Source organism: Cupriavidus sp. FW305-26 (assembly GCF_058787975.1).
In genome coordinates this window covers 96,686-121,670 of sequence record NZ_JBYTAH010000001.1, presented here as the reverse complement: position 1 = coordinate 121,670, position 24,985 = coordinate 96,686, and the positions used below count along the sequence as shown (strand labels likewise).

The window sequence follows — 24,985 nt, the reverse complement described above, 5'->3', positions numbered from 1 at the left end:
GCGGACAACAAACTGGAGACATCGTGAGCCCTCGCACCTTCCTTCCCCGCTTCGCCGCGTGCCTGCTGGCGGTTGCCGCTGCATGGTCCGCGCCCGCCAGCGCGCAGTCGGACCGTCCGCTGCGCATCCTGGTGGGCTACCCGGCCGGCGGCACCGCCGACCTCGCCGCACGCCTGGTCGGCGACAAGCTGCGCGAGACCCTGAACCAGACCGTGGTCATCGAGAACAAGCCCGGCGCCGGCGGGCGGCTGGTGATGGACTACGCGCGCACGCAGCCGGCCGACGGAAATACCCTGGTGGTGGCCAACTCGGCGGTCATGACCATTGCGCCGCTGGTCTACCGCAAGCTCAACTACGATATCCAGCGCGATTTCACGCCCGTGGCGCAGGCCGCCAACTTCCAGCTGGCGCTCGCCACCGGGCCGGCCAGCCCGGCGCGCACGCTGAAGGACTATGTGGCATGGCTCAAGGCCGGTGCGCAGAACAACTCCTACGCCTCGCCGGCGCTGGGCAGCATCCCGCATTTCTTCGGGCTGATGATCGGCAAGCAGGTTGGCATCGACATGCTGCACGTCCCCTTCAACGGCTCTGCGCCGCTGATGAGCGCGCTGGTCGGCGGGCAGGTGCCGGCTTCGGTCGACACCCTTGCCGACCTGACCGAAATGCACCGCGCCGGCAAGATCCGCGTGCTGGCGACTTCCGGCACCCACCGCTCGGTGGCGCTGCCCGATGTGCCGACCTTCACCGAGCTTGGCTACAAGGGCATCGAAGGTGAAGGCCGCTACGGCCTGCTGGCACCCGCGGGCACGCCGCGCCCGGTGCTCGACAAGCTCAACGCCGCCATCGTCAGGGCCGTGCAGTCGCCGGACGTGCGCGACAAGTTCCTCAAGCTGGGGCTGGAACCCGCAACCGGCCCGGCCGACGCCTTTGCCGGCGTGCTCAAGGCCGACGCCGGCAAGTGGGCACCGGTGGTCAAGGCGTCCGGCTATACCGGCGACTGAAACCCGGCAAACCGACCATGACGATCCGCAATACCCTCTTCATCATGTGCGACCAGCTGCGGCGCGACCACCTGGGCTGCTACGGGCATCCGGCGCTGCGCACGCGCAATATCGATGCGCTGGCCGCGCGCGGCGTGCGCTTCGACCGCGCCTTCGTCACCTCCGGGGTCTGCGGCCCCAGCCGCATGAGCTTCTATACCGGCCGCCATGTCAGCAGCCACGGCGCCACCTGGAACCGCGTGCCGCTGTCGGTCGGCGAAGTCACGCTGGGCGAATACCTGAAGCACAGCGGCCGCGCGCTGGCGCTGGCGGGCAAGACCCATGTGATGCCCGACAACGCCAACCTGAAGCGGCTGCACCTGGATGGCGGCACTGAGCTGGAAACGCTGCTGCGCAGCGGCCACTTCACCGAAGTCGACCGCCATGACGGCCACCACGCCGAGCCGCACAGCGCCTACGCCGACTGGCTGCGCCAGCAAGGCTACGACAGCGCGGATCCGTGGACCGACTACGTGATCAGCGCCGAGAACGAACGCGGCGAGATAGTCTCCGGCTGGCACATGCGCAACGCCGGCCTGCCCGCGCGCGTGGCCGAGCCGCATTCCGAGACCGCGTACACGGTGGACCAGGCGATGCGGTACATCGCCACGCGCGGCGACGATCCGTGGGTGCTGCATCTGTCGCTGGTCAAGCCGCACTGGCCCTACCTGGCGCCCGCGCCCTACCACGCCGCGTATTCGCTCGATGACTGCATGCCGCTGCAGCGCCACGACGCCGAGCTGGAAGACCCGCACCCGGTGCTGTCGGCCTACCGCACGCAGGAAGAATGCGCCAACTTCATGCGCCAGGAAGTCTCGGACACGGTGCGCCCCGCCTACCAGGGCCTGATCCAGCAGATCGACGACCGGCTCGGCCAGCTCTGGGAACAGCTCGAACGCCTGGGCCGCTGGCAGGACACTCTGATCGTCTTCACCGCCGACCACGGCGATTTCCTGGGCGACCACTGGCTGGGCGAGAAGGAGCAGTTCTACGACACTGTGCAGAACATCCCGCTGATCGTCTACGACCCCTCGCCGGCAGCGGATGCCACGCGCGGCAGCGCGCAGGCCAGCATGGTCAGCGCGGTCGACGTGGTGCCGACGGTGCTGGACGCACTGGGCCTGCCGCCGGCCGACCACCGCGTCGAGGGCCGCTCGTTGTTGGGCCTGACGCGCGCGGGCGAGCGTGCCTATGCCGGCAGCTGGCGCGATTTCGTCGTATCCGAGCTGGACTATGCCTATCGCGGCGCTCGCGTGGCGCTGGGCCGCCATCCCGGCGAGTGCCGCGCCTGGATGGTGCGTGACGCGCGCTGGAAATATGTGCACTGGCAAGGGTTCCGGCCACAGCTGTTCGACCTCCAGAACGATCCGCAGGAGTATTTCGACCTGGGCAGCGACCCCGGCCACGAAGCCGTGCGCAGCGCCATGCGGTTGCGGTTGCTGGAGTGGTTCTGCACGCTCAAGCCGCGCGTGACGGTAACCAACGAAGAGGTGGCGGCCAAGACCAATGTGTACAAGCAGGCCGGCGTGTTCTTTGGCGTGTGGTGACTACGCCCGGCGTCATCTGCGGTCCGGTGACGTCCCCCTGCCCGGATGGCGTATCCTTTGAAGCGAGGGATGGGGGACCGGTGTTCGCACCGGCAACCGGAGCGATCATGAAACACACCTGGATTCTTGTGGCGGACGAATCCCTCGCCCGCATTTTTGCCTCGCACGCCTCAACCGCGCCAATGGCTCTGGTTGAGGAAATCACTGACGCGGCAGCACATGGCGACCGCGCCAACCTGCGTCGCGACGCCTACGGCCGGCGCGGCCACGCCGCCGTACAGGGCGACGCCGGGCACCCCGGTGCCCACCAGGCCGGGCCGTCCACCGTCACATCGTCGGCCGGCGAGGATGAACTGCACCAGGAAGCGCAGCTGTTTGCCCGCCGCGTGGCGGACTACCTTGCCGATGCGCGCAACAAGCAGCGCTTTGACTCACTGGCGCTGATCGCGGCGCCGCGTTTCCTGGGCCTGCTGCGCAAAGCCCTTCCCGCCGGCGTCACCGACCTCATCACGAAGGAAATTGGCAAGGACTTCACCCACATGCCCAACAACGACCTGCAACAACGGCTCGCGGACGAAGACATCATTCCCGCGCGCCGCGACGCGCGCGTCGTTACCGGCCGGGACCGATAGCGAAGCCGCGCAGCCGCCGGTGCCAGGCCACCGGCGGCTGTGCGCCGGCGTCAGCGGGCAGTGCCCGAGCCGCTGGCTGCACCGCTGCTGCCGCTGGAGGTGCCGCTCGGGCTGGTCGTGCTGGTGGCGCCGGACGTGCCGGTAGAAGTGCTTGAGCTAGGGGTGCTGCTGCGGCTGCGGCTCTGTTCGGTGACTGAACCGGCGCCGGACAGCGAGCCAGAGCCGGTGGTGCTGCCGGTGGCGGTGCAACCCGCCAGGAAGCCAATTGCGAGCAGGGCTGTGCCGATGCGTAGTGTTGTTTTCATGTCGTCCTCCATCTAGCATGGTTGGCGGCAAGCCTTGCTACACGGCGCAGGCTGCCGGTGAGCGCGCTGGAACGCAGCTCTGCTGCGGAAGACGCAACTGACGTACCAGCGGCGCCATACGACGAGCGGCGCGGGCCGGGTTGGAAACGCGGCGCCCGGCAATGCGGGAAAGTGACATGACTGCGGTCCGGCCACAGTAAGAAGTGCGCGCCGCGGGTAAAAGTTACCGCGCCGGCGCAGTTCAGTATCGACTGAAGATGGCAGGCATCCGTGCTAGCGCGTCAGTGTCCACTTGTAGGCATAGCGGTCCGGGCGGAACAGCAGTTCGCCGCAGAACAACGGTGTGTCCTCGATATCATGCGGCGTGCTGCGCAGGCGCAACAGCGGTTCGCCCTCGGCAACACCGAGCCGGCGCGCCACGTCCGCGGGCGCGGCAACGGCAGTAGCTTCCATCGCCACTTCCTTGAACCGGTACCCGAGCCGGCTTTCAAACAGCGACATGGCGTCGTTGGTTTCGAGGTCCTCCTGCACCAGGCGGCGCATCAGCGGCTCAGGACCCATCAGGGTGAAATGCGCGACGGCCGCGTCATCCCAGTACCGCACGGTGGCCACGCTCAGCACTTTCTCGCCAGGTTGCAGACGCAGCGCCGCCGCCACATGGGCCGGCGCGCGCACCAGCCGTACCGACGCCAGCTTGCCGTAGGCGAGCTGGCCACGGGCGCGTGCGGTTTCATAGAAACCGGTCAGCGCGCCAAGGCTGGGCGTGTCTGAGGGACGAGTCACGAAACTGCCCTTGCCGTTGACCTTCTCGATCAGGCCGGCGTTGTGCAGCCCGGACAGGGCCTGGCGCACGGTGATCCGGCTGACCGCGAATTCCGCCACCAGCTCCGCCTCGGACGGAAGCTTGGCGCCCGGCCCCCATGTGTTGCTGGCGATTCGCTGGCGAATCTCGTTTTCGATCTCTTTGAACCTGGGCAGCGCCACTTATGTTCCGCCTTGGCGGCGGCTCCGAACTGGGTGGAAGGGATTATACCTATCATGACAGCCTGCGGCGTAACCCTATTGACCTGTTATAACAGGTAATGGCAGTATCCGTCGTCACCAGATATGCGCGCGCCCCCGCAGATCACCGCATGCTGGCAACTCAGGAGACACGTAAATTGAATACCAAGACATCACAAGACACCGCCAGCGCGGCGGCGGAGTTCGACTACATCGTGATCGGCGCGGGATCGGCGGGGTGCGCCGTGGCGGGGCGCCTGGCAGAAGACCCGAGTGCGACCGTGGCGCTGCTCGAGGCCGGGCCGCATGATCATCACTTCTCGATCTGGGCGCCGGTGGGCATTGCCGCGGTGGTGCCCAAGGCCGGCCCGCGCAACTACGCCTACTACACGGTACCGCAACCGGGCCTGAACGGCCGCCGCTCCTACCAGCCGCGCGGGCGCGGCCTGGGCGGCAGCTCCTCGATCAACGGCATGGTCTATATCCGCGGCCATCGGCGCGACTACGACGACTGGGCCGCGCTCGGTTGCCGGGGCTGGGGCTTCGACGACGTCCTGCCCTACTTCCGCCGCAGCGAGCGCAATCCTAGCCTGGCCGGCCAGGAACATCCGCTGCACGGCAATGACGGGCCGCTGCATGTGAGCGACCTGCGCTCGCCCAATCCGTTTGCACAGCGCTTTGTCCAGGCAGCGATCCAGGCCGGCCTGCCTCACAACGACGACTTCAATGGCCACAGCCAGGAAGGCGTCGGCCTGTACCAGGTGACGCAGCGCAACGGCGAGCGCTGGAACTCGGCGCGGGCCTACCTGCACAACGGCAATGCCGCGGACACGGCGCTCAATGGCGGCCGTCGCGGCCTGGCGGTGCTGACCGATACGCAAGCGCTGCGCATCGTGTTCGAAGGCAGGCGCGCTGTCGGCGTGGAAGTCGTGCGCGGCGGGGCGGTGCAGACCCTGCGCGCACGGCGCGAGATCGTGGTCAGCGGCGGCACCTTCAACTCGCCGCAGTTGCTGCTGGCATCCGGCATCGGCCCGGCCGCGCACTTGCGCAACTTCGGCATCGACGTGGTCCATGACCTTCCGGGCGTGGGCGAGAACCTGCAGGACCACCTCGACATCATCGTCAACAAGCAGCTGCAAACGACCGAGCTGTTCGGCAAGACCGGCCGCGGCATGTTGCGGCTGGCGCGCGAGGTGATGCGCTACCGGCGCAACCGCACCGGCATGGTGTCGTCCAATATCGCCGAGGCCGGTGCGTTCCTGCGCAGCCGCCCCGAGCTGGACATCCCGGATGTGCAGCTGCACTTTGCCGTGGCGCTGCTCGGCAACCGCAACCTGGGCAAACTGGGCCACGGCTACTCCTGCCACGCCTGCGTGCTGCGTCCGAAGAGCCGCGGCCATGTGCGCCTGCGCAGCGCCGACATGCGCGAGACGCCGGTGATCGATCCGCGCTTCCTGTCGGCTGAGGAAGACATGGCCGGCATGGTCGCAGGCGTGCGGGCAATCCGCCGCATCTTTGCGCAGCCTGCGCTGGCGCAGCACGGCGGGCGCGAAATCCTGACCGACGCTTTCGGCCCCGACAGCAGCAATGAAGCCGCCATCCGCGACTTCGTGCGCACGCACGCGGACACGGTCTACCACCCGGTCGGCACCTGCAAGATGGGCGTCGACAACATGGCGGTAGTCGACCCGGAACTGCGCGTGCAAGGCGTGGAGGGCCTGCGCGTCGCTGACGCATCGATCATGCCGACGCTGATCGGCGGCAACACCAACGCCCCCGCCATCATGATCGGCGAAAAGGCTGCGGACCTGGTCAAGGCCTCGCACCGCTAAGCCGGCTATCCCCCTGCATTGGCAACCACCACACCGAGGAGACACCCCATGCAAGCCACTGCCGCAACCACCATCAGCCCGGAAGCCTACCGCGCGCTGGACAATGAAGCCTTTCCCTTTGCCGTGCGCCGCTGCACGCCGACGATCGGCGCCGATGTCGAAGGCATCGATTTCCGCGAGCCGCTGGACGACGACACCTATCTCTCACTGCGCCGCGCACTGCTGAAGTACAAGGTGCTGTTCTTCCGCAAGCAGGCAATCACGCCAGCCCAGCACGTGGCCGTGGCGCGCCGCTTCGGCGAGCTGGAAGTGCATCCGATGTTTACCAACCACCCGGAACATCCCGAACTGGTTGTATTCGGGCGCGATGGCACGACGCGCGGGCGCGAGAACCTTTACCACTCGGACGTTAGTTGGCGTGAGATCCCGTCGATGGGTTCGATGCTGCGCTGCGTGGAGTGCCCGGAGGTCGGCGGCGATACCATGTGGATCAATATGGCCGCGGCCTATGAAAACCTGCCGCAGGACATGAAGGCCCGCATCGCCAACCTGAAGGCCGTGCACGACGCCATGCCGACCTTCGGCTCGGCGCTGAACGAAGAAAAATACGCGGAGATGCGCACCAAGTATCCGCCGATGGTGCACCCGGTGGTACGCACGCACCCGGAAACCGGCGAAAAGATCCTGTTCGTCAACGAAGCCTTCACCACGCATTTCGCCAACTTCGTCAAGGAAGCGCCATATCGCATCGGCTCCGACTACCGCCCGGCCGAACTGGACCTGCTGCAGTACCTGTACCGCCAGGCCGCCGCGCCAGAGTACCAGGTGCGCCTGCGCTGGCAGCCGGACACCATCGCGCTCTGGGACAACCGCTCCACGCAACACTACGCGGTGCAGGATTACTTCCCGGCCGTGCGCCATATGAACCGCGCCACCATCATCGGCGACCGCCCGGTCTGACCGTCCCCACCCAAAGCCAATCCGAGGCAACCGGCATGAACATCGTCGACAAGTTCTATATCAATGGCAAGTGGGTGCAGCCCGCAGCGGGCGCGACCCAGGCCGACATCATCGATCCTGCCACCGAAGCGGTCGCGGGCAAGCTCGCCATGGGCACCGCGGCGGACGTGGACCAGGCCGTGGGCGCAGCGCGCGCAGCCTTCCCGGCCTGGTCGGTGTCCACGCGTGAAACACGCATCGCCCTGCTTGAGCGCGTCATCGCCGCCTACCAGGCGCGCATGGGCGACCTGGCGCAGGCGGTGCGCCAGGAGATCGGCGCACCGATCACGCTGGCCACCAATCTGCAGGCCGCGATCGGCCTGGCACAGCTGCAGGCAACGCTGCAGGCGCTGCGCGACTTCGAGTTCGAAACCACGCGCGGCAACAGCTGCATTCTGCGCGAGGCCATCGGCGTGGCGGCGCTGATCACGCCGTGGAACTGGCCGCTGAACCAGATCGCGGCCAAGGTGGCGCCAGCGCTGGCGGCGGGCTGCACCGTGGTGCTCAAGCCATCCGAGATCGCGCCGCTGGACGCCCGGATCTTCGCCGAGATCATGGATGCCGCGGGTACGCCGCCGGGTGTCTTCAACATGATCTATGGCGAGGGCCGCGCGGTGGGGGCCGCGCTGTCGTCGCATCGCGACGTCGACATGGTGTCGATCACCGGCTCGACCCGCGCCGGCGTGGAAGTGGCCATCAGCGCCGCGCCCACGGTCAAGCGCGTGGCGCAGGAGCTGGGCGGCAAGTCGCCGATGATCATCCTGGACGATGCCGACCTGCAGGCGGCGGTGACCAGCGGCGTGGCGCAGTGCACGGTCAACACCGGACAGACCTGCATCGCGCCGACGCGCATGCTGGTGCCGCGCTCGCGCTATGAGCAGGCCGTGCAGATTGCCGCCGCCGTCGCCAACGCGGTCAAGGTGGGCGACCCGTCCGACCCCGAAACCAAGATGGGCCCGATCTCCAACCGCGGCCAGTACGACAAGGTGCAGCGCCTCATCGGGGTGGGCATCGAGGAGGGCGCGCGCGTGGCCGCAGGCGGCCCCGGCCGCCCCGACGGGCTGCAGCGCGGCTTCTATGCGCGCCCGACCATCTTTGCCGACGTGCGCAATGACATGACCATCGCGCGCGAAGAGATCTTCGGGCCGGTGATATGCCTGCTGCCGTACGACTCAGAAGAAGAGGCGGTGGCAATCGCCAATGACACCGAGTTCGGCCTGGCCGCCTACATCGCGTCGTCCGACGCGGCGCGGGCACGCAAGCTGGCCGCCCGCCTGCGCGCCGGCAGCGTGCGCATCAACGGCGCGACAATGGACCTCACCGCACCGTTCGGCGGCTACAAGACGTCCGGCAACGGGCGTGAATACGGCCCCGAAGGCATTGCCGAGTTCCTTGAAACCAAGACGGTCACAGGTTGAGCCTGCGCGCTCCCGCCCGCAGTCACCGTACCGCCCGGTCGTGCAGCGCCATGCTGCCGGCCGGGCGGTGTCGCTTGTAAGGCGCCTCGCTGCCGCGCTTGTCTGACATGCGCAGGCGGCGGCGTCCGACAGCCGCAGCCTGCCGGCCAGCTATCTTCATAGCAGCGCCAGGCCTTTTGCCAGGGCGCCCGACTATGTCGACCATTCCCGATTCCGCGCCTTCTTCGCTGCCCCCTGCTTCGCCCGTTCCGTTGCCCGCCGACGGCAGCCCGCATGCCGGCGCCGACACCGAGGGCGCCGCCGGGTCCCGCACGATGGCGGAGATGGCTGACTCAGTCGTGCCGGCCGATGCCGTCACCGCCTCGCTGCACCGTGCCAGCGTGGCACTGGTGGTGCTGGCGACGCTCTTTTCGCTGTACGCCGTGCATATCGCACGCGAATTCCTCATTCCGGTGGTGCTCGCGATCGTCCTGGCCTACCTGCTGGACCCGCTGGTCTGCGCGTTGCAGCGGCTGGGCCTGCCGCGCGCGCTGGCGGGCACCGTGGTGTTGCTGGCCGTGCTGAGCGCCCTGCTCAGCGGCGCCTACCTGCTGCAGGGGCAGGTGGAATCGATCGTCAACAGCCTGCCCGAGACGGCCAGCAAGCTGTCGCGCTCGGTCGGCGCGCTGATGAGCGGCGACGATTCCATGTGGCAGAAGGTACGTCGCGCCGCCACCGTCCTCAGCGGCACCGGCCAGCCCCCGCCCGCACGCGGCACGCAGGTGGTGGTGGAGCAAGCGCCCGCCCAGATCCACAACATGCTGCTGGCCGGCTCGGTCAGCATCTTCACCATGGCCGGACAGGCAGTGGTAGTGGTCTTCCTGCTGTACTTCCTGCTGCTGGCCGGCGATACCTTCAAGCGCAAGTTCATCAAGATGGTCGGGCATACCATTTCCGAGAAGAAGATCAGCGTGCACATGCTGGACGAGGTCAACCGCTCCATCCGCCGTTACATGGGCATGCTGCTGGTGACCAATACGGCCCTGGGCGCCTGTACCTGGCTGCTGCTCAAGTGGCTGGGCGTGCACAACGCCGGCAGCTGGGCAATCGCGGCCGCGGCGCTGCACCTGGTGCCTTACTTCGGCGCCCTGGCAATCGCGGTCTGCCTGGGGGTGGTGACCTTCATGCAGTTCGGCACGCTCGGCATGGCAGCCGCGGCAACGGTCGGATCGCTGCTGATCGCCACGCTGATCGGGTCGGTCGTCACCACCTGGATGACCGGCCGCATGGCGCGCATGAACGCGGTGGCCGTATTTGTTGCACTGCTCCTGTTCACCTGGCTCTGGGGCGTATGGGGCATGTTGCTCGCCATCCCGCTGATCACCATCGCCAAGGTGGTTGCCGATCACATTGAAGGGCTCGAAGTGGTGGCAGAGTTCCTTGGCGAATAGCCGCCCGCCATCGCCCAACGGCACTATCGATCCGCCGCTATACTGGAAAAGCGAATGCTGCACCACAGCATTCTTGCTACGCCGGGGATCGTGCGGAGGAAAACAATGATGTCTATATGCGACCTGTGCGAGTCGCAGCTGGACCGGCCGGGCCACGTGCCGCCGCATCCCAGGCTGGTGATGTCGGCGACCTTGCGCACCGCCAGCGGCCAGAATGCGTTTGTGTACCGTTGCGCGCACTGCGGCCAGACACTGCTGCTGGCCTCGCCCGATGGCGAGGCGCCCGACCGCTGGACCCGGCTGGATGCCGACGGATGGGACTGAGCGGGATGGCTCCCGGCTGACTTGTGCTTGCGGTTGCGCAAATCGACGGCTTGCGGGTGTGGGCATAATCGTCTCAGCAGTTCCCAACCGCAAGCCATGGCCAAGAAATTTCCCCTTCATCCCCGCCACCCCGAGCGCATCTGCTGGGGCTGCGACAAGTACTGCTCCGTAGACGACATGGGCTGCGGCAACGGCTCCAGCCGCACGCAGCACCCGATTGAACTGCTCGGCGACGACTGGCTGGAGTACGGCGACTGGGGTATCGAAGCACCTGCCGGTCCGCCAGAGACCTCAACCTAGACCGCCGGATTACAATCGTTGTCTCAGGCTTCCACAAGACGTCCGGCACCGCCGGCATCCACCGAGACAACCATGCTGAACCTCCAGGACTCCTCGCTGCTGCGGCAGCAGTGCTATATCGACGGCCGCTGGGTCGACGGCGAGCGCCGCATCGACGTCACCAACCCGGCCACCGGCGAGCGCGTGGGACAGGTCCCGCAACTGGGCGCCGATGAAACCCGCCAGGCCATCGAAGCCGCCAACCGCGCGCTGCCGGCATGGCGCGTCCGCACCGCCAAGGAGCGCTCGGCGCTGCTGCGCAAATGGTTCGAACTGATCATGGCCAGCCAGGAAGATCTGGCGCGCATCATGACCGCCGAACAGGGCAAGCCGATCGCCGAAGCGCGCGGCGAAATCGCCTACGCGGCCTCGTTTATCGAATGGTTTGCCGAGGAAGGCAAGCGCGTCTATGGCGACACCATCCCGGCGCCGGTCAGCAACCAGCGCATAGTCGTGACCAAGGAGCCGGTGGGGGTATGCGCAGCCATCACGCCGTGGAACTTCCCCGCCGCCATGATCACGCGCAAGGCCGGCCCGGCCCTGGCGGTAGGTTGCACCATGGTGCTCAAGCCGGCATCGCAAACCCCGCTGACAGCGCTGGCGCTGGTGGCCCTGGCCGAGCGCGCGGGCATTCCGGCCGGGGTGTTGTCGGTGGTGACCGGCTCGGCCGGCGCCATCGGCGGCGAGATGAGCAGCAACCCGCTGGTGCGCAAGCTCACCTTCACCGGATCGACCGAGGTTGGCCGCGTGCTGATGGCCCAGACCGCGTCGACGATCAAGAAGGTGTCGATGGAGCTGGGCGGCAATGCGCCCTTTATCGTGTTCGACGATGCCGACCTGGACGCGGCGGTTGAAGGCGCGATCGTGTCCAAGTACCGCAATGCCGGGCAGACCTGCGTCTGCGCCAACCGCATCTACGTGCAGACGGGCGTGTACGAGGCGTTTGCGCAGAAGCTGGTGGCGGCAGTAGCGGCCCTGAAGGTCGGCAACGGCATGGAAGATGGCGTGCGCATCGGCCCGCTGATCGACGACAAGGCCGTGGCCAAGGTGGAAGAGCATATCGCCGACGCGCTCGGCAAGGGCGCGCGCCTGCTGCAGGGCGGCCAGCGCCATGCGCTGGGGCATTCTTTCTTCCAGCCGACCGTACTGGCCGACGTCGGCGCCGGCATGCTGGTCGCGCGCGAGGAAACCTTCGGCCCGCTGGCACCGCTGTTCCGCTTCGAAACCGAGGATGACGTCGTCGCCATGGCCAACGACACCGAGTTTGGCCTCGCAAGCTACTTCTATGCCCGCGACCTGGGCCGGGTCTGGCGCGTCTCCGAACGCCTGGAATACGGCATGGTGGGCGTCAATACCGGCCTGATCTCCAACGAGGTGGCGCCGTTCGGCGGCGTCAAGCAGTCTGGCGTGGGCCGCGAGGGCTCGCACTACGGCATCGAGGATTACCTGGTCATCAAGTACACCTGCATGGCCGGCATCTGATTGCCGCGACTCAGTACGCCGTGTCCGCGCACACGGCGTGCCGGGGCTCGGGGCAGCGCCCGCCGTGCCGGCAGGTGTCGCGAAAGCGCGCGATCCGGTCATGGACACGCTGCATCTGCTCCAGCTGATAGCTGGCGCGCGCAGCGCTGTAACTGGCGCCGAACTCATACAGGGCGCCAGCCGCGGCGCGGGATAGTCCTTCCAATGCCTGCGCCAGCTCCCGCCCTTCCACGCTGCGGTGCCGGCGCAGGCGCCAGGACAAGGCCTCCTGGCCCCGCGCAAGCAGGCTCTGCTCAAGGTAGCCAAGCTGCTCGGCAACGGCCTGCGCGCCATGCAGCGCCGACAGGTAGGCGCACACCACCGCCAGGCGCTGGTTCATCTCCCCGCCGCGGCCCAGCAGTTCGCGGGCACAGGTGCGCAAGGTATCCGCGTCAAACGCGTTGACTTCGTCGGTGGCTTCCTGTGCATAAGCGGCCAGCGGCAGCACCGTGACTGCCAGGCCCGGCGGCAGCACGCTGGTGAAACGGCTGGCGATCGCGTGCTGCACGGTGCAGTCCAGTTCGCAGCAGGTCGGCACAGCGGCATCGACATAGAATTCCAGCGCCGGCGGCCGCCCGTGGTCCATCGACACCACGGCGCGCGCAGGCGGGTGCCCGGCCATCGCGAGCACCTCGAGGCCTGCCTCGACACAGCGCTGCTCATCGGGCTCCGCCCCCAGTGCCTGGACAATATCCTGCATCTGCAGCGTGCCAGAGAGTTCCATGCGGGTTGGCCCGGGCGGGTGGTCCCCCCTGCGGCCGCGGTCGAGCGCCATCCGCTTCCATTCGACTTGCGTCATCGCTTTGCCCGTCATACAGCCTCCGATTTTGGTTCCACTACCCGCGCTGCGCGGCCATCACGATGGCCGCGTGCATGTTCTGCAGGGCATGCAGCGGCTCGGCGCCGGTCAGCGCGGCCACCAGCATGCTGTCTTCCAGCCTGAAGCGGCACAGCACCAGGTTGGAGCGCGCCAGTGCCACCATCTGCTGCGGCGTGAGCGCGGCCAGCACACGGCCCACTTCGCGCTCGATGCCAAGCCGGAACAGGGCCTCGGGCTCGTTCTCGCGCATCAGCCGCTGCACCAGCAGCAGGTAGGAGAGGTTCAGGTCCGTGATTTCCCGCAGGCTCTCGCCGACCAGGTCGCTGGCCGTCTCTTCAGCCGCGGTGCCGGCCGGTGTTGCATGTTCGCGCTGGCCGGGCTTGGTCATTCGGCTGCCACAGCCTGGCCACCGGCCGTGCGCGGTGCAAGCCGGCGGGCATCGTGCGGGCCGCGCCGGGGCACCTGCCGATCGCACGCAGGCGCGTGCGCGGAGATCATCGGGCGCTCGGCGATGGCCCGCAAGGCGGGCTTGTCGAGCAGCGAGATGGTGCGGTGCCTCACCCGGATCAGCCCGCAGTCCGCCAGCCGCGAGAACTGCCGGCTGACTGTTTCCAGCGTCAGGCCGATATAGCTGCCGATTTCCTCCCGGCTCATGCGCAGCACGAACTCCGAGGACGAGAAGCCGCGCGCCGCAAAGCCTTCAGCCATCCACAGCAGGAAGGTCACCAGCCGCTCTTCGGCGGTCATCAGCGCCAGCATGGTCTGCAGCGCGCGTGCGCGCTGCGCCTGTCCGCCGAGCGCCAGGAACAGCTGGTTGGCAAGCTCCGGCATGCCGGCGGCGGCGCCGCGCAGCGCGTCCATGCCGAGCATGCACAGCTTGGTGTCTTCCAGCGCGGTGGCGTAGGACGCATAGTGCGGATGCGCCAGGCTGTCCAGCCCGACCAGGTCACCGGGGAAGTGGAAGCCGACCACTTGCGTGCGGCCGTCTTCCGTGGTCACGTGGGTCTTGACTGTGCCGACGCGGATTGCGTAGAGCGAGGTCACGGGGTCGCCCAGCAGGTACAGGCACTGGCCCTTGCGCAGGCGCACCGTGCGGTGGAAGCCCCGGGCGCCGCCCGGCAAGCCCCGTGCGCCTCCCAGGCAAAAGCGGGCCAGTTGGCAATCTGCGCTGCACGGCATGCCGTCGCACGGCAGGTGGCATTCGTCTAACTGTGTCATTGGCGCCTCTGGATGGAAGAGCTGAAAGCCCTTGTGCAACCATTCTATGGAGCCAGTTTCCCCAGACAATCCGCACATTCTGATTTGCAGTACAGAAGCTTCTGATCCGGACCTGCGCTGCCGGGGCCACCGGCATCCCCGTCCATTGGCCCTGCCAGGCTGCTTGCGGGGTATCCTTGCTACAAGACCAGCACCGGATGCGCTGGCGGGCCACGCCGGCAGGACGCCGTTCAGGACATGCCATGACAAGACACCCCGAAGACCCGCAGCAACCCGCCGGAAGCGTACCTCGCCCCGACGCTGGCGAGCCATCGGGCGGGCGTTCGCAAGAGATCCGGGCCGACCTGCCCAATGTGCCTTACCAGACCCTGGTGGACTCCGTGCAGGACTACGCCATCTTCACGCTCGACGTCGGCGGCCATGTCTCCAGCTGGAACAAGGGCGCGGCGCGCATCAAGGGCTATGCCCGCGAGGAGATCCTGGGCAAGCATTTCTCGCAGTTCTACACGCCGGATGCGATCGCCCGGAGTTGGCCGCAAGCCGAACTGAAGGCCGCGGCCGAACAGGGCCGGTTCGAGGACGAGGGGTGGCGCGTGCGCAAGGACGGCAGCCGCTTCTGGGCCAATGTCGTCATCACCGCCCTGAAGGACGCCGAGGGCCGGCTGATCGGCTTCGCCAAGGTCACGCGGGACATGACCGAGCGGCGCCGCGCCGCCGAGGCCCTGCACCAGAGCGAAGAAACCCTGCGGCTGCTGGTGGAGGGGGTCAAGGATTACGCGATCTTCATGCTCGATCCCGGCGGCCATATCGTCAGCTGGAATTCCGGTGCCTCTTATATCAAGGGCTACCGCCGCGACGAGATCATCGGCCGTCATTTCTCGGTGTTCTATCCGCAGGAGGATGTTGCCGCTGGCAAGCCGTCACGGCACCTGGCACTGGCGCAGCGCGTCGGGCGCGTGGAAGACGAAGGCTGGCGCGTGCGCAAGGATGGGTCGCTGTTCTGGGCCAATGTCACCCTGACAGCGGTATACGACGAGTCACGCACGCTGCGCGGCTTTGCCAAGGTGACGCGGGACATGAGCGAGCGCCGCCGCCGCGAAGAGCTGGAACGCTCCAGCCAGCGCATGAATGAGTTCCTGGCCACCCTTTCGCATGAACTGCGCAATCCGCTGGCGCCGGTGCACAGCGCGCTCGCGGCGATGCGGCTGGCGCCGGAGGATGCGGTGCTGGCAAACCGGAGCCTGGCCATGATCGAGCGCCAGGTGACCCACCTGAGCCGGTTGGTGGACGACCTGCTCGACATCGGGCGCATCACCTCCGGCCGGATCGAGCTGCGCATGGAGCCGGTCGAGTTCAACGAGATCATCGCGCTCGGCGTCGAGGCAGCGCAGCCGGCGCTGGATGCCAAGTCGCAGTGCGTCGAAGTGCGGACCCATGCCGGCTCGATCCCAATGCGTGCCGACAAGACGCGGCTGGTGCAGGTCATGCAGAACCTGGTGCTCAATGCATCGAAATTCTCGCCGCCCGGCTCGTCGGTGACGATCGCCACCACCATCCAGAACCGCACACTGCAGGTCCAGGTAATGGACCAGGGCTGTGGCATCGGGCCCCAGGCCATCGACGAGATCTTCAACCTGTTCATGCAGGAAAGCCGTCCGGGCACCGACTTGCATGGCGGGCTGGGCATCGGCCTGTCGCTGTGCCGGTCACTGGTTGAGCTGCATGGCGGCACCATCTCTGCCGCCAGTGCCGGGGCGGGACAAGGCAGCACCTTCACGCTGCGGCTGCCGCTGACGGCCTCGCACAAGGAGGACGCCCGGCCAGGAGCCGCACTGCCGGCCCAGGGTCCGGTCGCACCCGAGTTGCAGGCGCAGCGCATCCTGCTGGTCGACGACAACCGCGACGCCGCCGACAGCCTGGCCATGCTGCTCGAGATATGCGGCCACGAGGTGACCATTGCCTACGACGGCGCCGAGGCCCTGCATGTGGCGCCCCGCTGCCGCCCGCATATCGCGCTGATCGACCTGGCCATGCCCGGCATGGACGGCTTCGAAGTGGTGCGCGCCATGCGCCTCGTGGCCGGCACCGAGCTGACGCGCTTCGTGGCGCTGACCGGCTTCGCCCAGCCGGCGGACCGGCAGCGTACCGAGGCCGCCGGCTTCGACGCACACCTGGTCAAGCCGGTGGAGCTGGAAACGCTGTTCGGCACCATCGCCCGGCTGCGCCCGCCGGAATGACCCGTTCCGGCACCGAACCCGACCTTCGCCAATTCCAAACACGCGCCTGCCGGCGCTGCGACACACTGACGGCCATTCCATCGCAACAGATCACAGAAAGGAGACAGCGATGCAGGGTTGGATCAGGCGCGTAGCCGCGGGGCTGGTATTTGCGTTCGCGGCCACGGCCGCCGGTACCGCGCTGGCGGACTATCCCGACAAGCCGGTGCGGCTGGTGGTGCCCTTTCCGCCCGGCGGCGCCACCGACCTGCTGGCGCGCGAGATCGGCAACGCACTGTCGGCGCGGCTGCACCAGCCGGTGGTGATCGACAACCGGCCCGGCGCCGGCGGCAACCTGGCGGCCATCGCGGTGGCGCGGGCCCCGGCCGACGGCTATACGCTGCTGTTCGGCACCTTCGGCTCGCTGGCGGTCAACAAAAGCCTCTATGACAAGCCTGGCTACGATCCGCTGAAGGACTTCGCGCCGGTGGCTTCGGTCGCCTACCTGCCCAACGTGCTGGTGGTGCATCCCAGCGTGCCGGCGCGCACCGTGCAGGAGCTGCTGGCGCTGGCGCGCAAGGAGCCGGGCAAGCTGACCTATGGCTCGTTCGGCAACGGCTCGTCGTCGCACCTGGCGGGCGAGCTCTTCACCCACCTGGCGGCTGTCAATATCACGCACATTCCGTACAAGGGCAGCGCCGCGTCGATGACCGACCTGATCGGCGGGCGCATCACCATGATGTTCGACAGCGTCTCGACCGCGCTGCCGTATATCCGCGACAACCGCGTGCGCGCGCTGGCGGTGACGACGCAGAAACCCTCTGACCAGCTCCCAGGCGTGCCCACGCTGGCCGCCGCCGGCGTGCCCGGCTACGAGCTGACCGCGTGGTTTGGCGTGGCCGCGCCGGCCGGCACGCCCAAGGCAGTGATCGACCGCCTCAACGGCGAGATCGTGGCGGCGCTGAAGCAGCCTGACCTGGCCGCCAGGCTGGCCAGCCAGGGCACCGTGCCCTTCCCCGCCACGCCGGCGCAGTTCGGCAGCTATATCCGCGCGCAGTTCGAGAAGTGGGACAGCCTGATCAAGTCGGCCAACATCAAGCTGGACAACTGATAGCCTGAGCCCAGGCCGTGTCCGGCGCGCCGAAGCGCCACGACAGCCGGCGCGCCGCCTGCCGCACCAGCGCGGCAGTGGCGCCCGCGGTGCTGCTGTCAAAGCTGCCGCTCGAGCCCATCACGGCGATCACCAGCGCCAGGCTGCCGGTGTGGTCGAATACCGGCGCCGCCAGCGTGTCGATGCCCGGCACCGGGTGGCTCAGCGCATTGTCGAGCCGGGCCGCGCGCACCTGCGCCAGGCGCCCGGCGTAGGCCGGCGCCAGCTTGCCGCCGGGTTCAAGCACTTCGGCCGCGGCGGCGCCGGCCATGCGCAAATCGTCCTTTTCCAGCAAGCCCGCCAGCACGTTGGCTGGCAGGTACGCAGCGGCGGTGCGGCCAATCGCGGTATGGACCAGCGACAGCACCGTGCCCACGCGCAGGCTTACGTGCTGGGGCCGCGCCGATTCCTCCAGCCGGACCACCGTGGGCCCCAGCGGCCCCAGCACTGCCATGGCCACGCTCAGGCCGGTGGCGCCGGCCAGCTCGATCACCTCCGGTTCCGCCTCACGCGTCGGCGACAGCCGCTGCAGCGCGATCAGCCCCAGTTCCAGTCCCAGCGGTCCGCACAGGTAGTTGCCCGCGGCATCGCGCGCCAGCAGGCCGGTCTTCTGCAGGCTGACCAGATGCGGGAACGCCTTGGCCGGCGGCATGCCCGCGGCCAGCGCCAGGTCGCGCAGCGCCAGCGGCCGGCCGGCAGCCACCAGCGCCACCAGCAGCTGGCCGGTGCTGTCCAGCGACTGGATGCCGCGCTGCGGCTTGCCGCCTTCCAGGTCTTGCTGGGCTTCGGTCGCGCTGCTCATGCCAGGCGCCCCTCTTCATCGCGCAGCGCGGCGCCGATGTCCGCCGCCGCGGCCAGCAGGGCCTGCGCCGCAGCGCCGCGCCAGTCCACCTCGATGGCACCGGTCGATCCCACCAGCGTCAGCACCAGCCGCAGCACGCCAGCGGCGTCCAGCACCGGCACGCTGAGGCTGCTGACAGCCGGGCTGGGCGTGTCGATGCTGCGCTCGATGCCGCGCGCTCGGATTTCTCCCAGGCTGGCGCTGAAGGCGGCCAGGTCGGACTCGGCCGCGCCCGGCTGCTGTGCGCGCCACAGCGGCTGCCACAGTGCCGGCGGCTGGAAGGCACAGAACACGCGCCCGGTGGCCGTGGCGGCCAGTGCCATCACCGTGCCCACGTGCAGGTTGACATGCAGCGGCGCGCTGGCCGGCACATAGCGCACGATGGTCGGGCCCTGCGGCCCGGCAATGCTGATTGCCACGCTGAATCCGGACGCCTGCGCCAGCGCATCCACCCGGGGCTGCGCGGCGCGCCAGGCGGCGTCCTGCTCCAGGTGCAGCATGCCCAGCTGCAGCGACAGCGGCCCGGGCTCGTAGCGGCCGGAGAGGTGGTCGCGCTTGATCAGGCCCAGCCGCGTCAGGCTGACCAGGTAGGCATGCGCCTGGGCCGGCGCCAGCTGCGCCGCCTCGGCCAGCGCGGCCAGCGGCATTGGCGCGCGCGCGACCGCCAGCGCCACCAGCAGGCGCCCGCCCACCTCCACGCTCTGGATGCCGCGCTGCGCCTTGTCGGCACGCGCAGCGGGCTCGTCCGCCTGCGTTCCTGCTTCCCCAGCCTTGCGCCTGGCCATTGCCATCCTGTGTGATCGGAAAACCCGGATATTAATCGAACGCCTCCCGTTGCCGTGCGCACGGGGGTTTACCCGAACAAACTCCACCTGCCTCCGATGGCGTTCGCGGCATGCCTCAATTATTTGTCATAGGCTAATCATTTCGCTATTGATTAATTTTTTAACGTTTCCTAAGATTGCACTACCCCGTCCGAACACGGCGACCCACGCCGTCAGACATCCATAGAAACGGGGCGAGACAGCCCGCGGCCAGCGCAACGCAGCCATCGTGCCGGTGCCGTCTCGCCTCCCCACACAAAGGAAAGACGCCATGTCCAAGGCATTCGCATCGCAGGCCGACCTGGAAGCCAAGCAGGTCACCTTCACCCAACTGTCAGAGAACGCCTGGGCCTACACCGCCGAAGGCGATCCCAATTCGGGCGTGGTCATCGGCGACGACGGCGTACTGATCGTCGACACCACCGCCACGCCGGCCATGGCGCAGGACCTGATCGCCCGCATCCGCACCATCACCGACAAGCCCATCAAGTACGTGGTGCTGTCGCACTACCACGCGGTGCGCGTGCTGGGCGCGTCGGCCTACTTCGCCGAAGGCGCGCAGCAGGTCATCGCCAGCCGCGGCACCTACGAGATGATCGTCGAGCGCGGCGAGGCCGACATGAAGTCCGAGATCGAGCGCTTCCCGCGCCTGTTCGCCGGCGTCGAGACCGTGCCCGGCCTGACCTGGCCGACGCTGGTGTTCGAGAAGGAAATCACGCTGTTCCTGGGCAAGCTGGAAGTGCGCATCGCCCACCTGGGCTCGGGCCATACCAAGGGCGACACCGTGGTCTGGCTGCCGCAGCAGAAGGTGCTGTTCTCCGGCGACCTGGTCGAGTACGACGCCGCCTGCTACTGCGGCGACGCCCAGCTGGAAGACTGGCCGGCCACGCTGGACGCGCTGCAGGCACTCAAGCCGGAAAAGCTGGTGCCCGGCCGCGGCCCCGCGCTGACCACGCCGGAGGAAGTGGACAAGGGTATCGCCTACACCAAGGACTTCGTCACCACGCTGTTCCAGGCCGGCAAGGAAGCCGTGGCCGAGAAGCTCGACCTGAAGGCCGCGATGGCGCACACCCGGCGCGCGATGGACCCCAAGTTTGGCCAGGTCTTTATCTACGAGCACTGCCTGCCCTTCGACGTCTCGCGCGCCTATGACGAGGCCAGCGGCGTCCGCCACCCGCGCATCTGGACGGCCCAGCGCGACAAGGAAATGTGGGCCGCACTGCAGGACTGACCTCCAAAAAGAATAAGTCGGGCAACAAGCTATGGATGGAGACACAGGCATGAGCAGCATCGATTACCAGCGGCTGTCGTTCGAGTACCAGCCCTGCGCCGAGCAACAGAAAGGGGCCGATCCGGCCGTCCACCCGGTCGTCGTGGTCGGCGCCGGGCCGGTCGGCCTGGCCACCGCCATCGACCTGGCGCAGCGCGGCGTGGCCGTGGTGCTGGTGGATGACGACTGCACGCTGTCCACCGGATCGCGAGCAATCTGTTTTTCCAAGCGCACGCTGGATATCTTCGACCGGCTTGGCTGCGGCGAGCGCATGGTCGACAAGGGCGTGCGCTGGCACGTCGGCAAGGTGTTCCTGCGCGACCAGCAGGTCTACAGCTTCGACCTGCTGCCCGAGAGCGGCCACCGCCGCCCTGCCTTCATCAACCTGCAGCAGTACTACCTCGAAGGCTACCTGCTGGAGCGCGCGCAGGCGCTGCCCAATATCGAGATCCGCTGGCGCAACAAGGTGGTCGGGCTGGAACAGCGCGGCACGTCCGAGGACGGCGTGATACTGACCATCGAGACGCCTGACGGCAGCTACCCGCTGGCGGCGCGCTACGTGGTGGCCGCCGACGGTTCGCGCAGCCCGATGCGCAAGCTGCTGGGCCTGGACAGCAAGGGCCGCACCTTCCGCGACCGCTTCCTGATTGCCGACGTGAAGATGGAAGCGGATTTCCCGAGCGAGCGCTGGTTCTGGTTCGACCCGCCCTTCCACCCGAACCAGTCGGTGCTGCTGCACCGCCAGCCGGACAACGTCTGGCGCATCGACTTCCAGCTCGGCTGGGACGCCGACCCGGAGCTGGAGAAAACGCCGGAGCGCGTGATCCCGCGGGTGCAGGCGCTGCTGGGCAAGGACGTGAAGTTCGAGCTGGAATGGGTCAGCGTCTATACGTTCTCCTGCCTTCGCATGGACAGCTTCCGCCACGGCAATATCCTGTTCGCCGGCGATGCCGCGCATGGCGTGTCGCCGTTCGGCGCGCGTGGCGCCAACAGCGGCATCCAGGACGCCGAGAACCTGGCCTGGAAGCTGGCCTATGTGCTGCAGGGCCATGCCTGCGACAAGCTGCTGGACACCTACGCCAGCGAGCGCGAATACGCCGCCGACGAGAACCTGCGCAACTCCACACGTTCCACCGACTTCATCACGCCCAAGAGCGCGGTCAGCCGCGTGTTCCGCGATGCGGTGCTGACCCTGTCCAGGCGCCATGCGTTTGCGCGCACCCTGGTCAACAGCGGGCGGCTGTCGGTGCCCGCGGTGCTGCAGGATTCGCCGCTGAACACCGCTGACGATGCCCAGGACTATGCCTGCAAGCTGGTGCCTGGCGCGGTCTGCTGCGACGCGCCGGTATCCGGCGCGCAGGGCGCGGGCTGGCTGCTGTCGCACCTGGGCGGGGACTTCACGGTGCTGGTGTTCGGCAGCCCTGACACCATCGATGCAGCCACGCTCGCCGGCCTCGCCGCGCTGAAAGACAGCGGCGTGCCGCTGCGGCTGGTCTACGTGACCGACGCCGCGCAGCCGGCGGTGACCTGCACCAATGCCACCGTGCTGCGCGACGACGAGGGCCTGGCCGCCGCGCGCTACGGTGCCACGCCCGGCACCTGTTACCTGGTCCGCCCGGACCAGCATGTCTGCGCCCGCTGGCACCACCCCGACCCGGCCGCGATCCGCGCCGCGCTGGCGCGCGCCACCGGTGCCGACCTGCGCGCCCCGCAGCCCGGCCGCATGGCCGCCTGAGACCGGCCAGACCTGCACCGCGGAGACTCCCATGCCCAATACGCTCAACACCCAACCCAACCTGGCGCGGCCCGACGACTTCTACGAAGCGCTGATCGAGATGCACCGCGACCTCGACGAGGCACAAAGCCAGGCCGCCAATGCGCAGCTGATCCTGCTGCTGGCCAACCATATCGGCGACCACGATGTGCTCCTGGCCGCCATGGCCGCCGCGCGCGAAGGCGTGACCGAAATGCCGGCCACCACGCCAGCCTGACCTGACACAGGCGCGGTACCGCCGCGCCTGTCCTGTTCTTTTCCCGGCACCATCGCGGGCCAACGCGCGCAAGACGCTGCCCACTGGCGGAACCCTCCGGCTGCCCGCCGCCGCAGCCACCACCGTACGGAGACAACGTTCATGAGCCATCCGGTCTCAGGGGATCTTTCGTCCCTATCCAGCCTGACGTCCCCCACCCTGCCTCCCGCAGCACTGGCTGCGCACGATGAGGATGCGCTCTACCGCAAGGTCTGGCTGCGCATCATCCCGTTCCTGTTCGTCTGCTACGTGGTGTCGTTCCTGGACCGCATCAACATCGGCTTCGCCCAGTTGCAGATGAAGCAGGACCTGGGCTTCAGCGACGCCATGTACGGCCTGGGCGCCGCGGTCTTCTACGTCGGCTACGTGCTGTGCGAAGTGCCCAGCAACATGCTGCTGGCGCGCTTTGGCGCACGGCGCACGTTCACGCGCATCATGGTGCTGTGGGGCCTGGCCTCGGTGGCGATGATGGGCGTCTCCACCCCGGCGCAGTTCTATACGCTGCGCTTCCTGCTGGGCGTGTTCGAAGCCGGCTTCTTCCCCGGCATCGTGCTCTACCTGACCTACTGGTTCCCGGCGCGCCGCCGCGCCGCGGTGATGGCGATCTTCTTTGCCGGCGTGGCGGTGGCGGGTGTGCTGGGCGGGCTGGTGTCCGGCTGGATCATGCGCGACATGGCCGGCGTGCTCGGGCTGCAGGGCTGGAAGTGGATGTTTGCGATCGAGGGCGCGCCCGCGGTGCTGCTGGGCCTGCTGGCCGCGCGCTGCCTTGTTGATGGCCCGCAGCAGGCCAGCTGGCTGACCGACGGCGAACGTGCCCACCTGGCGCGCGACACGGCCGCGCAAGCACATGCCGGCGGCCATTCGCTGCACGCGTTGCGGCAGGTTCTGCGCAACCCGCGCGTGTACCTGTTCGCGTTTATCTATTTTTCGCTGACCTGTGGTTCGCTGGCGCTGAGCTTCTGGATGCCGCTGATGATCCGCGACTTCGGCATCACCGACGTGATGTCGGTCAGCCTGTATTCGGTGGTACCCAATGCCGTGGGCGCGGTCGGCCTGCTCCTGATCGCGCGCCACTCCGACCGCACCGGCGAGCGCCACCGCCACTTCCTGCTGTGCACGGCAGGCGGCGCGCTGGCCCTGGCGGCGCTGACCCTGCACCTGCCCAGCCTGGCGCTGATGCTGGCCATCCTGTCGGTGGCCGCGGTGCTGATCTTTGCCGCGCTGCCGGTGTTCTGGTCGCTGCCGCCCAGCTACCTGCCGGGCGCGGGCACGGCCGCCGGCATCGCCTTCATCAGCAGCATCGGCATCACCAGCGGCATCGTCAGCCCGTGGGTGATTGGACAGATCAAGACCCGGACCGGCAGCCTGGACCATGCCCTCTACCTGCTGGCGGCGCTGCTGCTGGCCAGCGGACTGGCCATGTGGCTGGGTGTGCCAAGGCAGCCCGCGCGGCCGGCCTGAACCGGGCCGCAGGCGTCTTCAAAACCGGAATGTCCGCACCCACGGGGTGCAGCGTTCAGTGGGATCGGCCGCAGGGGATGACGGAGGCGATTTCCTCGCGCATCACCTCGACAACGTCGTCGATCTCCAGCCCTTCGGCGGTGACCAGCACGTCCTGTCCGCGGCCGATCGCGTAGACCACGCCGCGCCAGCGGCCGGGCTCGACGGCCTCGCACAGGCGGATATTGAATTCGGTGTCCTGATCCTGGCTATACACCGTCACCAGGTCGCCCACCTGGGGAGTGCGCACCGCTTCTCCGTCGAACGCCCGGGCCACCACGGTCACCGGCGACTGCGTCAGCCCCCTGGCAAATCTTGCACGCATGGTCCGCTCCTCTTTTTGCGATCCAAGTCCAGCTTACAAGAGGCCCGACAAATAACCAGGGATTTCCATCGAAAAGTGGAACCCGGTGCCCTTTGCGGCTGTCAGACGGCGCCGGATAGACAGCGCGCGCAGATGCGCCACAATGAAAGCACCGATCATCGAGGAGACCCGACATGGGCAGCAACATACACGTCGTACCGCACGACGAAGGCTGGGATGTGATCCACGAGGGTGCGCGCTATGCGGAATCGCACCACGCCACCCAGGAAGAAGCGGTTGCGGCCGGCACCACGAAGGCGCAAAGCGAGCACGTCGAGTTGCTGATCCACGGCCGCGACGGGCAGATCCGCTCGCGCAGCAGCTTCGGCCACGATCCGCGCACCATTCCGGGCTGATCGCCGG

25 protein-coding genes are annotated in these 24,985 nt (G+C 67.9%); 18 read left to right on the top strand and 7 right to left on the bottom strand.

The annotated features are described in order from the left end of the window. Positions 1–23: 23 nt before the first annotated feature. The 4 genes from AC3WQZ_RS00510 (at position 24) to AC3WQZ_RS00495 (ending at position 3,540) form a co-directional block, all read left to right on the top strand. The gene (locus tag AC3WQZ_RS00510; protein WP_010814512.1) at positions 24–1,001 is read left to right on the top strand and encodes a Bug family tripartite tricarboxylate transporter substrate binding protein; all 978 of its coding nucleotides are present in this window, start codon (positions 24–26) and stop codon (positions 999–1,001) included. Positions 1,002–1,018: 17 nt separating this feature from the next. Next, entirely contained in the window at positions 1,019–2,587 is a 1,569-nt protein-coding gene (locus tag AC3WQZ_RS00505; protein ID WP_010814513.1) for a sulfatase-like hydrolase/transferase, read from the top strand. Positions 2,588–2,694: 107 nt separating this feature from the next. After that, entirely contained in the window at positions 2,695–3,219 is a 525-nt protein-coding gene (locus tag AC3WQZ_RS00500; RefSeq protein WP_492299755.1) for a host attachment protein, read from the top strand. A gap of 39 nt (positions 3,220–3,258) precedes the next feature. Then, positions 3,259–3,540: a hypothetical protein gene (locus AC3WQZ_RS00495; protein ID WP_011617293.1), complete on the top strand. Its 282-nt coding sequence runs from the start codon at positions 3,259–3,261 to the stop codon at positions 3,538–3,540. A gap of 257 nt (positions 3,541–3,797) precedes the next feature. On the opposite strand, the gene AC3WQZ_RS00490 is transcribed toward AC3WQZ_RS00495, so the two are convergent. Then, positions 3,798–4,508 (bottom strand): GntR family transcriptional regulator, encoded by a 711-nt coding sequence (locus AC3WQZ_RS00490; RefSeq protein WP_058696802.1) that lies wholly within the window; start codon positions 4,506–4,508, stop codon positions 3,798–3,800. 176 nt (positions 4,509–4,684) lie between these two features. Between AC3WQZ_RS00490 and AC3WQZ_RS00485 the strand changes: the two genes are divergently transcribed. From AC3WQZ_RS00485 to gabD, 7 genes are all read left to right on the top strand, one after another. Beyond that, entirely contained in the window at positions 4,685–6,358 is a 1,674-nt protein-coding gene (locus AC3WQZ_RS00485; RefSeq protein ID WP_010814517.1) for a GMC family oxidoreductase, read from the top strand. A 48-nt stretch (positions 6,359–6,406) separates the two neighbouring features. Further along, positions 6,407–7,318, top strand: a complete 912-nt coding sequence (locus AC3WQZ_RS00480) for a TauD/TfdA dioxygenase family protein (protein WP_058696803.1) — start codon at positions 6,407–6,409, stop codon at positions 7,316–7,318. Positions 7,319–7,353: 35 nt separating this feature from the next. Beyond that, entirely contained in the window at positions 7,354–8,775 is a 1,422-nt protein-coding gene (locus AC3WQZ_RS00475; RefSeq protein WP_439669124.1) for an aldehyde dehydrogenase family protein, read from the top strand. 194 nt (positions 8,776–8,969) lie between these two features. Beyond that, positions 8,970–10,205: an AI-2E family transporter gene (locus tag AC3WQZ_RS00470; protein ID WP_010814520.1), complete on the top strand. Its 1,236-nt coding sequence runs from the start codon at positions 8,970–8,972 to the stop codon at positions 10,203–10,205. Between the two features lie 108 nt (positions 10,206–10,313). Continuing rightward, positions 10,314–10,529, top strand: a complete 216-nt coding sequence (locus AC3WQZ_RS00465) for a hypothetical protein (RefSeq protein WP_010814521.1) — start codon at positions 10,314–10,316, stop codon at positions 10,527–10,529. Between the two features lie 96 nt (positions 10,530–10,625). After that, positions 10,626–10,829, top strand: coding sequence for a DUF3079 domain-containing protein (locus AC3WQZ_RS00460; RefSeq protein WP_041688119.1), 204 nt, complete (start codon positions 10,626–10,628; stop codon positions 10,827–10,829). Between the two features lie 72 nt (positions 10,830–10,901). Then, entirely contained in the window at positions 10,902–12,350 is a 1,449-nt protein-coding gene (gabD, locus tag AC3WQZ_RS00455; RefSeq protein WP_492299754.1) for an NADP-dependent succinate-semialdehyde dehydrogenase, read from the top strand. A gap of 10 nt (positions 12,351–12,360) precedes the next feature. On the opposite strand, the gene AC3WQZ_RS00450 is transcribed toward gabD, so the two are convergent. The 3 genes from AC3WQZ_RS00450 to AC3WQZ_RS00440 are packed head-to-tail and all read right to left on the bottom strand — an operon-like array spanning position 12,361 to position 14,427. Next, positions 12,361–13,203, bottom strand: a complete 843-nt coding sequence (locus tag AC3WQZ_RS00450) for a hypothetical protein (RefSeq protein ID WP_492299753.1) — start codon at positions 13,201–13,203, stop codon at positions 12,361–12,363. A 22-nt stretch (positions 13,204–13,225) separates the two neighbouring features. Beyond that, a complete protein-coding gene (gene flhD / locus AC3WQZ_RS00445) occupies positions 13,226–13,597 on the bottom strand; it encodes a flagellar transcriptional regulator FlhD (protein WP_492299752.1) in 372 nt (123 codons plus the stop codon). Next, positions 13,594–14,427: a helix-turn-helix domain-containing protein gene (locus AC3WQZ_RS00440; RefSeq protein WP_136227868.1), complete on the bottom strand. Its 834-nt coding sequence runs from the start codon at positions 14,425–14,427 to the stop codon at positions 13,594–13,596. Before AC3WQZ_RS00440 ends, flhD begins: the two co-directional genes overlap by 4 nt. 242 nt (positions 14,428–14,669) lie before the next feature. On the opposite strand from AC3WQZ_RS00440, the gene AC3WQZ_RS00435 reads away from it, so the two are divergent. Beyond that, complete coding sequence (locus AC3WQZ_RS00435; protein WP_492299751.1) at positions 14,670–16,664, top strand: PAS domain-containing hybrid sensor histidine kinase/response regulator; 1,995 nt, start codon at positions 14,670–14,672, stop codon at positions 16,662–16,664. Positions 16,665–16,773: 109 nt separating this feature from the next. Continuing rightward, positions 16,774–17,754 (top strand): Bug family tripartite tricarboxylate transporter substrate binding protein, encoded by a 981-nt coding sequence (locus tag AC3WQZ_RS00430; protein WP_058696807.1) that lies wholly within the window; start codon positions 16,774–16,776, stop codon positions 17,752–17,754. On the opposite strand, the gene AC3WQZ_RS00425 is transcribed toward AC3WQZ_RS00430, so the two are convergent. Both AC3WQZ_RS00425 and AC3WQZ_RS00420 read right to left on the bottom strand, forming a co-directional pair. Continuing rightward, positions 17,738–18,595 carry an IclR family transcriptional regulator gene (locus tag AC3WQZ_RS00425; protein WP_011617300.1) on the bottom strand — a complete coding sequence of 286 codons (858 nt, stop codon included), beginning with the start codon at positions 18,593–18,595 and terminating at the stop codon, positions 17,738–17,740. The two genes, AC3WQZ_RS00430 and AC3WQZ_RS00425, sit on opposite strands and share 17 nt — an antisense overlap. Next, a complete protein-coding gene (locus AC3WQZ_RS00420) occupies positions 18,592–19,419 on the bottom strand; it encodes an IclR family transcriptional regulator (protein WP_010814530.1) in 828 nt (275 codons plus the stop codon). Before AC3WQZ_RS00420 ends, AC3WQZ_RS00425 begins: the two co-directional genes overlap by 4 nt. A gap of 310 nt (positions 19,420–19,729) precedes the next feature. Here AC3WQZ_RS00420 and AC3WQZ_RS00415 point away from each other — a divergent pair, with 310 nt between their 5' ends. The 4 genes from AC3WQZ_RS00415 to AC3WQZ_RS00400 all read left to right on the top strand — a co-directional run bounded on the left by AC3WQZ_RS00415 (position 19,730) and on the right by AC3WQZ_RS00400 (position 24,219). Further along, positions 19,730–20,689 (top strand): MBL fold metallo-hydrolase, encoded by a 960-nt coding sequence (locus AC3WQZ_RS00415; protein WP_010814531.1) that lies wholly within the window; start codon positions 19,730–19,732, stop codon positions 20,687–20,689. A gap of 49 nt (positions 20,690–20,738) precedes the next feature. Then, a complete protein-coding gene (locus AC3WQZ_RS00410) occupies positions 20,739–22,463 on the top strand; it encodes an FAD-dependent oxidoreductase (RefSeq protein WP_058696808.1) in 1,725 nt (574 codons plus the stop codon). Positions 22,464–22,494: 31 nt separating this feature from the next. Then, complete coding sequence (locus AC3WQZ_RS00405) at positions 22,495–22,719, top strand: DUF2783 domain-containing protein (protein ID WP_058696809.1); 225 nt, start codon at positions 22,495–22,497, stop codon at positions 22,717–22,719. Positions 22,720–22,860: 141 nt separating this feature from the next. Further along, positions 22,861–24,219, top strand: a complete 1,359-nt coding sequence (locus AC3WQZ_RS00400; protein ID WP_010814534.1) for an MFS transporter — start codon at positions 22,861–22,863, stop codon at positions 24,217–24,219. A gap of 55 nt (positions 24,220–24,274) precedes the next feature. Here the strand turns inward: AC3WQZ_RS00400 and AC3WQZ_RS00395 are convergent, their stop codons facing one another. Beyond that, positions 24,275–24,583 (bottom strand): hypothetical protein, encoded by a 309-nt coding sequence (locus AC3WQZ_RS00395; protein ID WP_010814535.1) that lies wholly within the window; start codon positions 24,581–24,583, stop codon positions 24,275–24,277. A gap of 173 nt (positions 24,584–24,756) precedes the next feature. On the opposite strand from AC3WQZ_RS00395, the gene AC3WQZ_RS00390 reads away from it, so the two are divergent. Further along, positions 24,757–24,978, top strand: a complete 222-nt coding sequence (locus AC3WQZ_RS00390) for a DUF2188 domain-containing protein (protein WP_010814536.1) — start codon at positions 24,757–24,759, stop codon at positions 24,976–24,978. Positions 24,979–24,985: the final 7 nt, after the last annotated feature.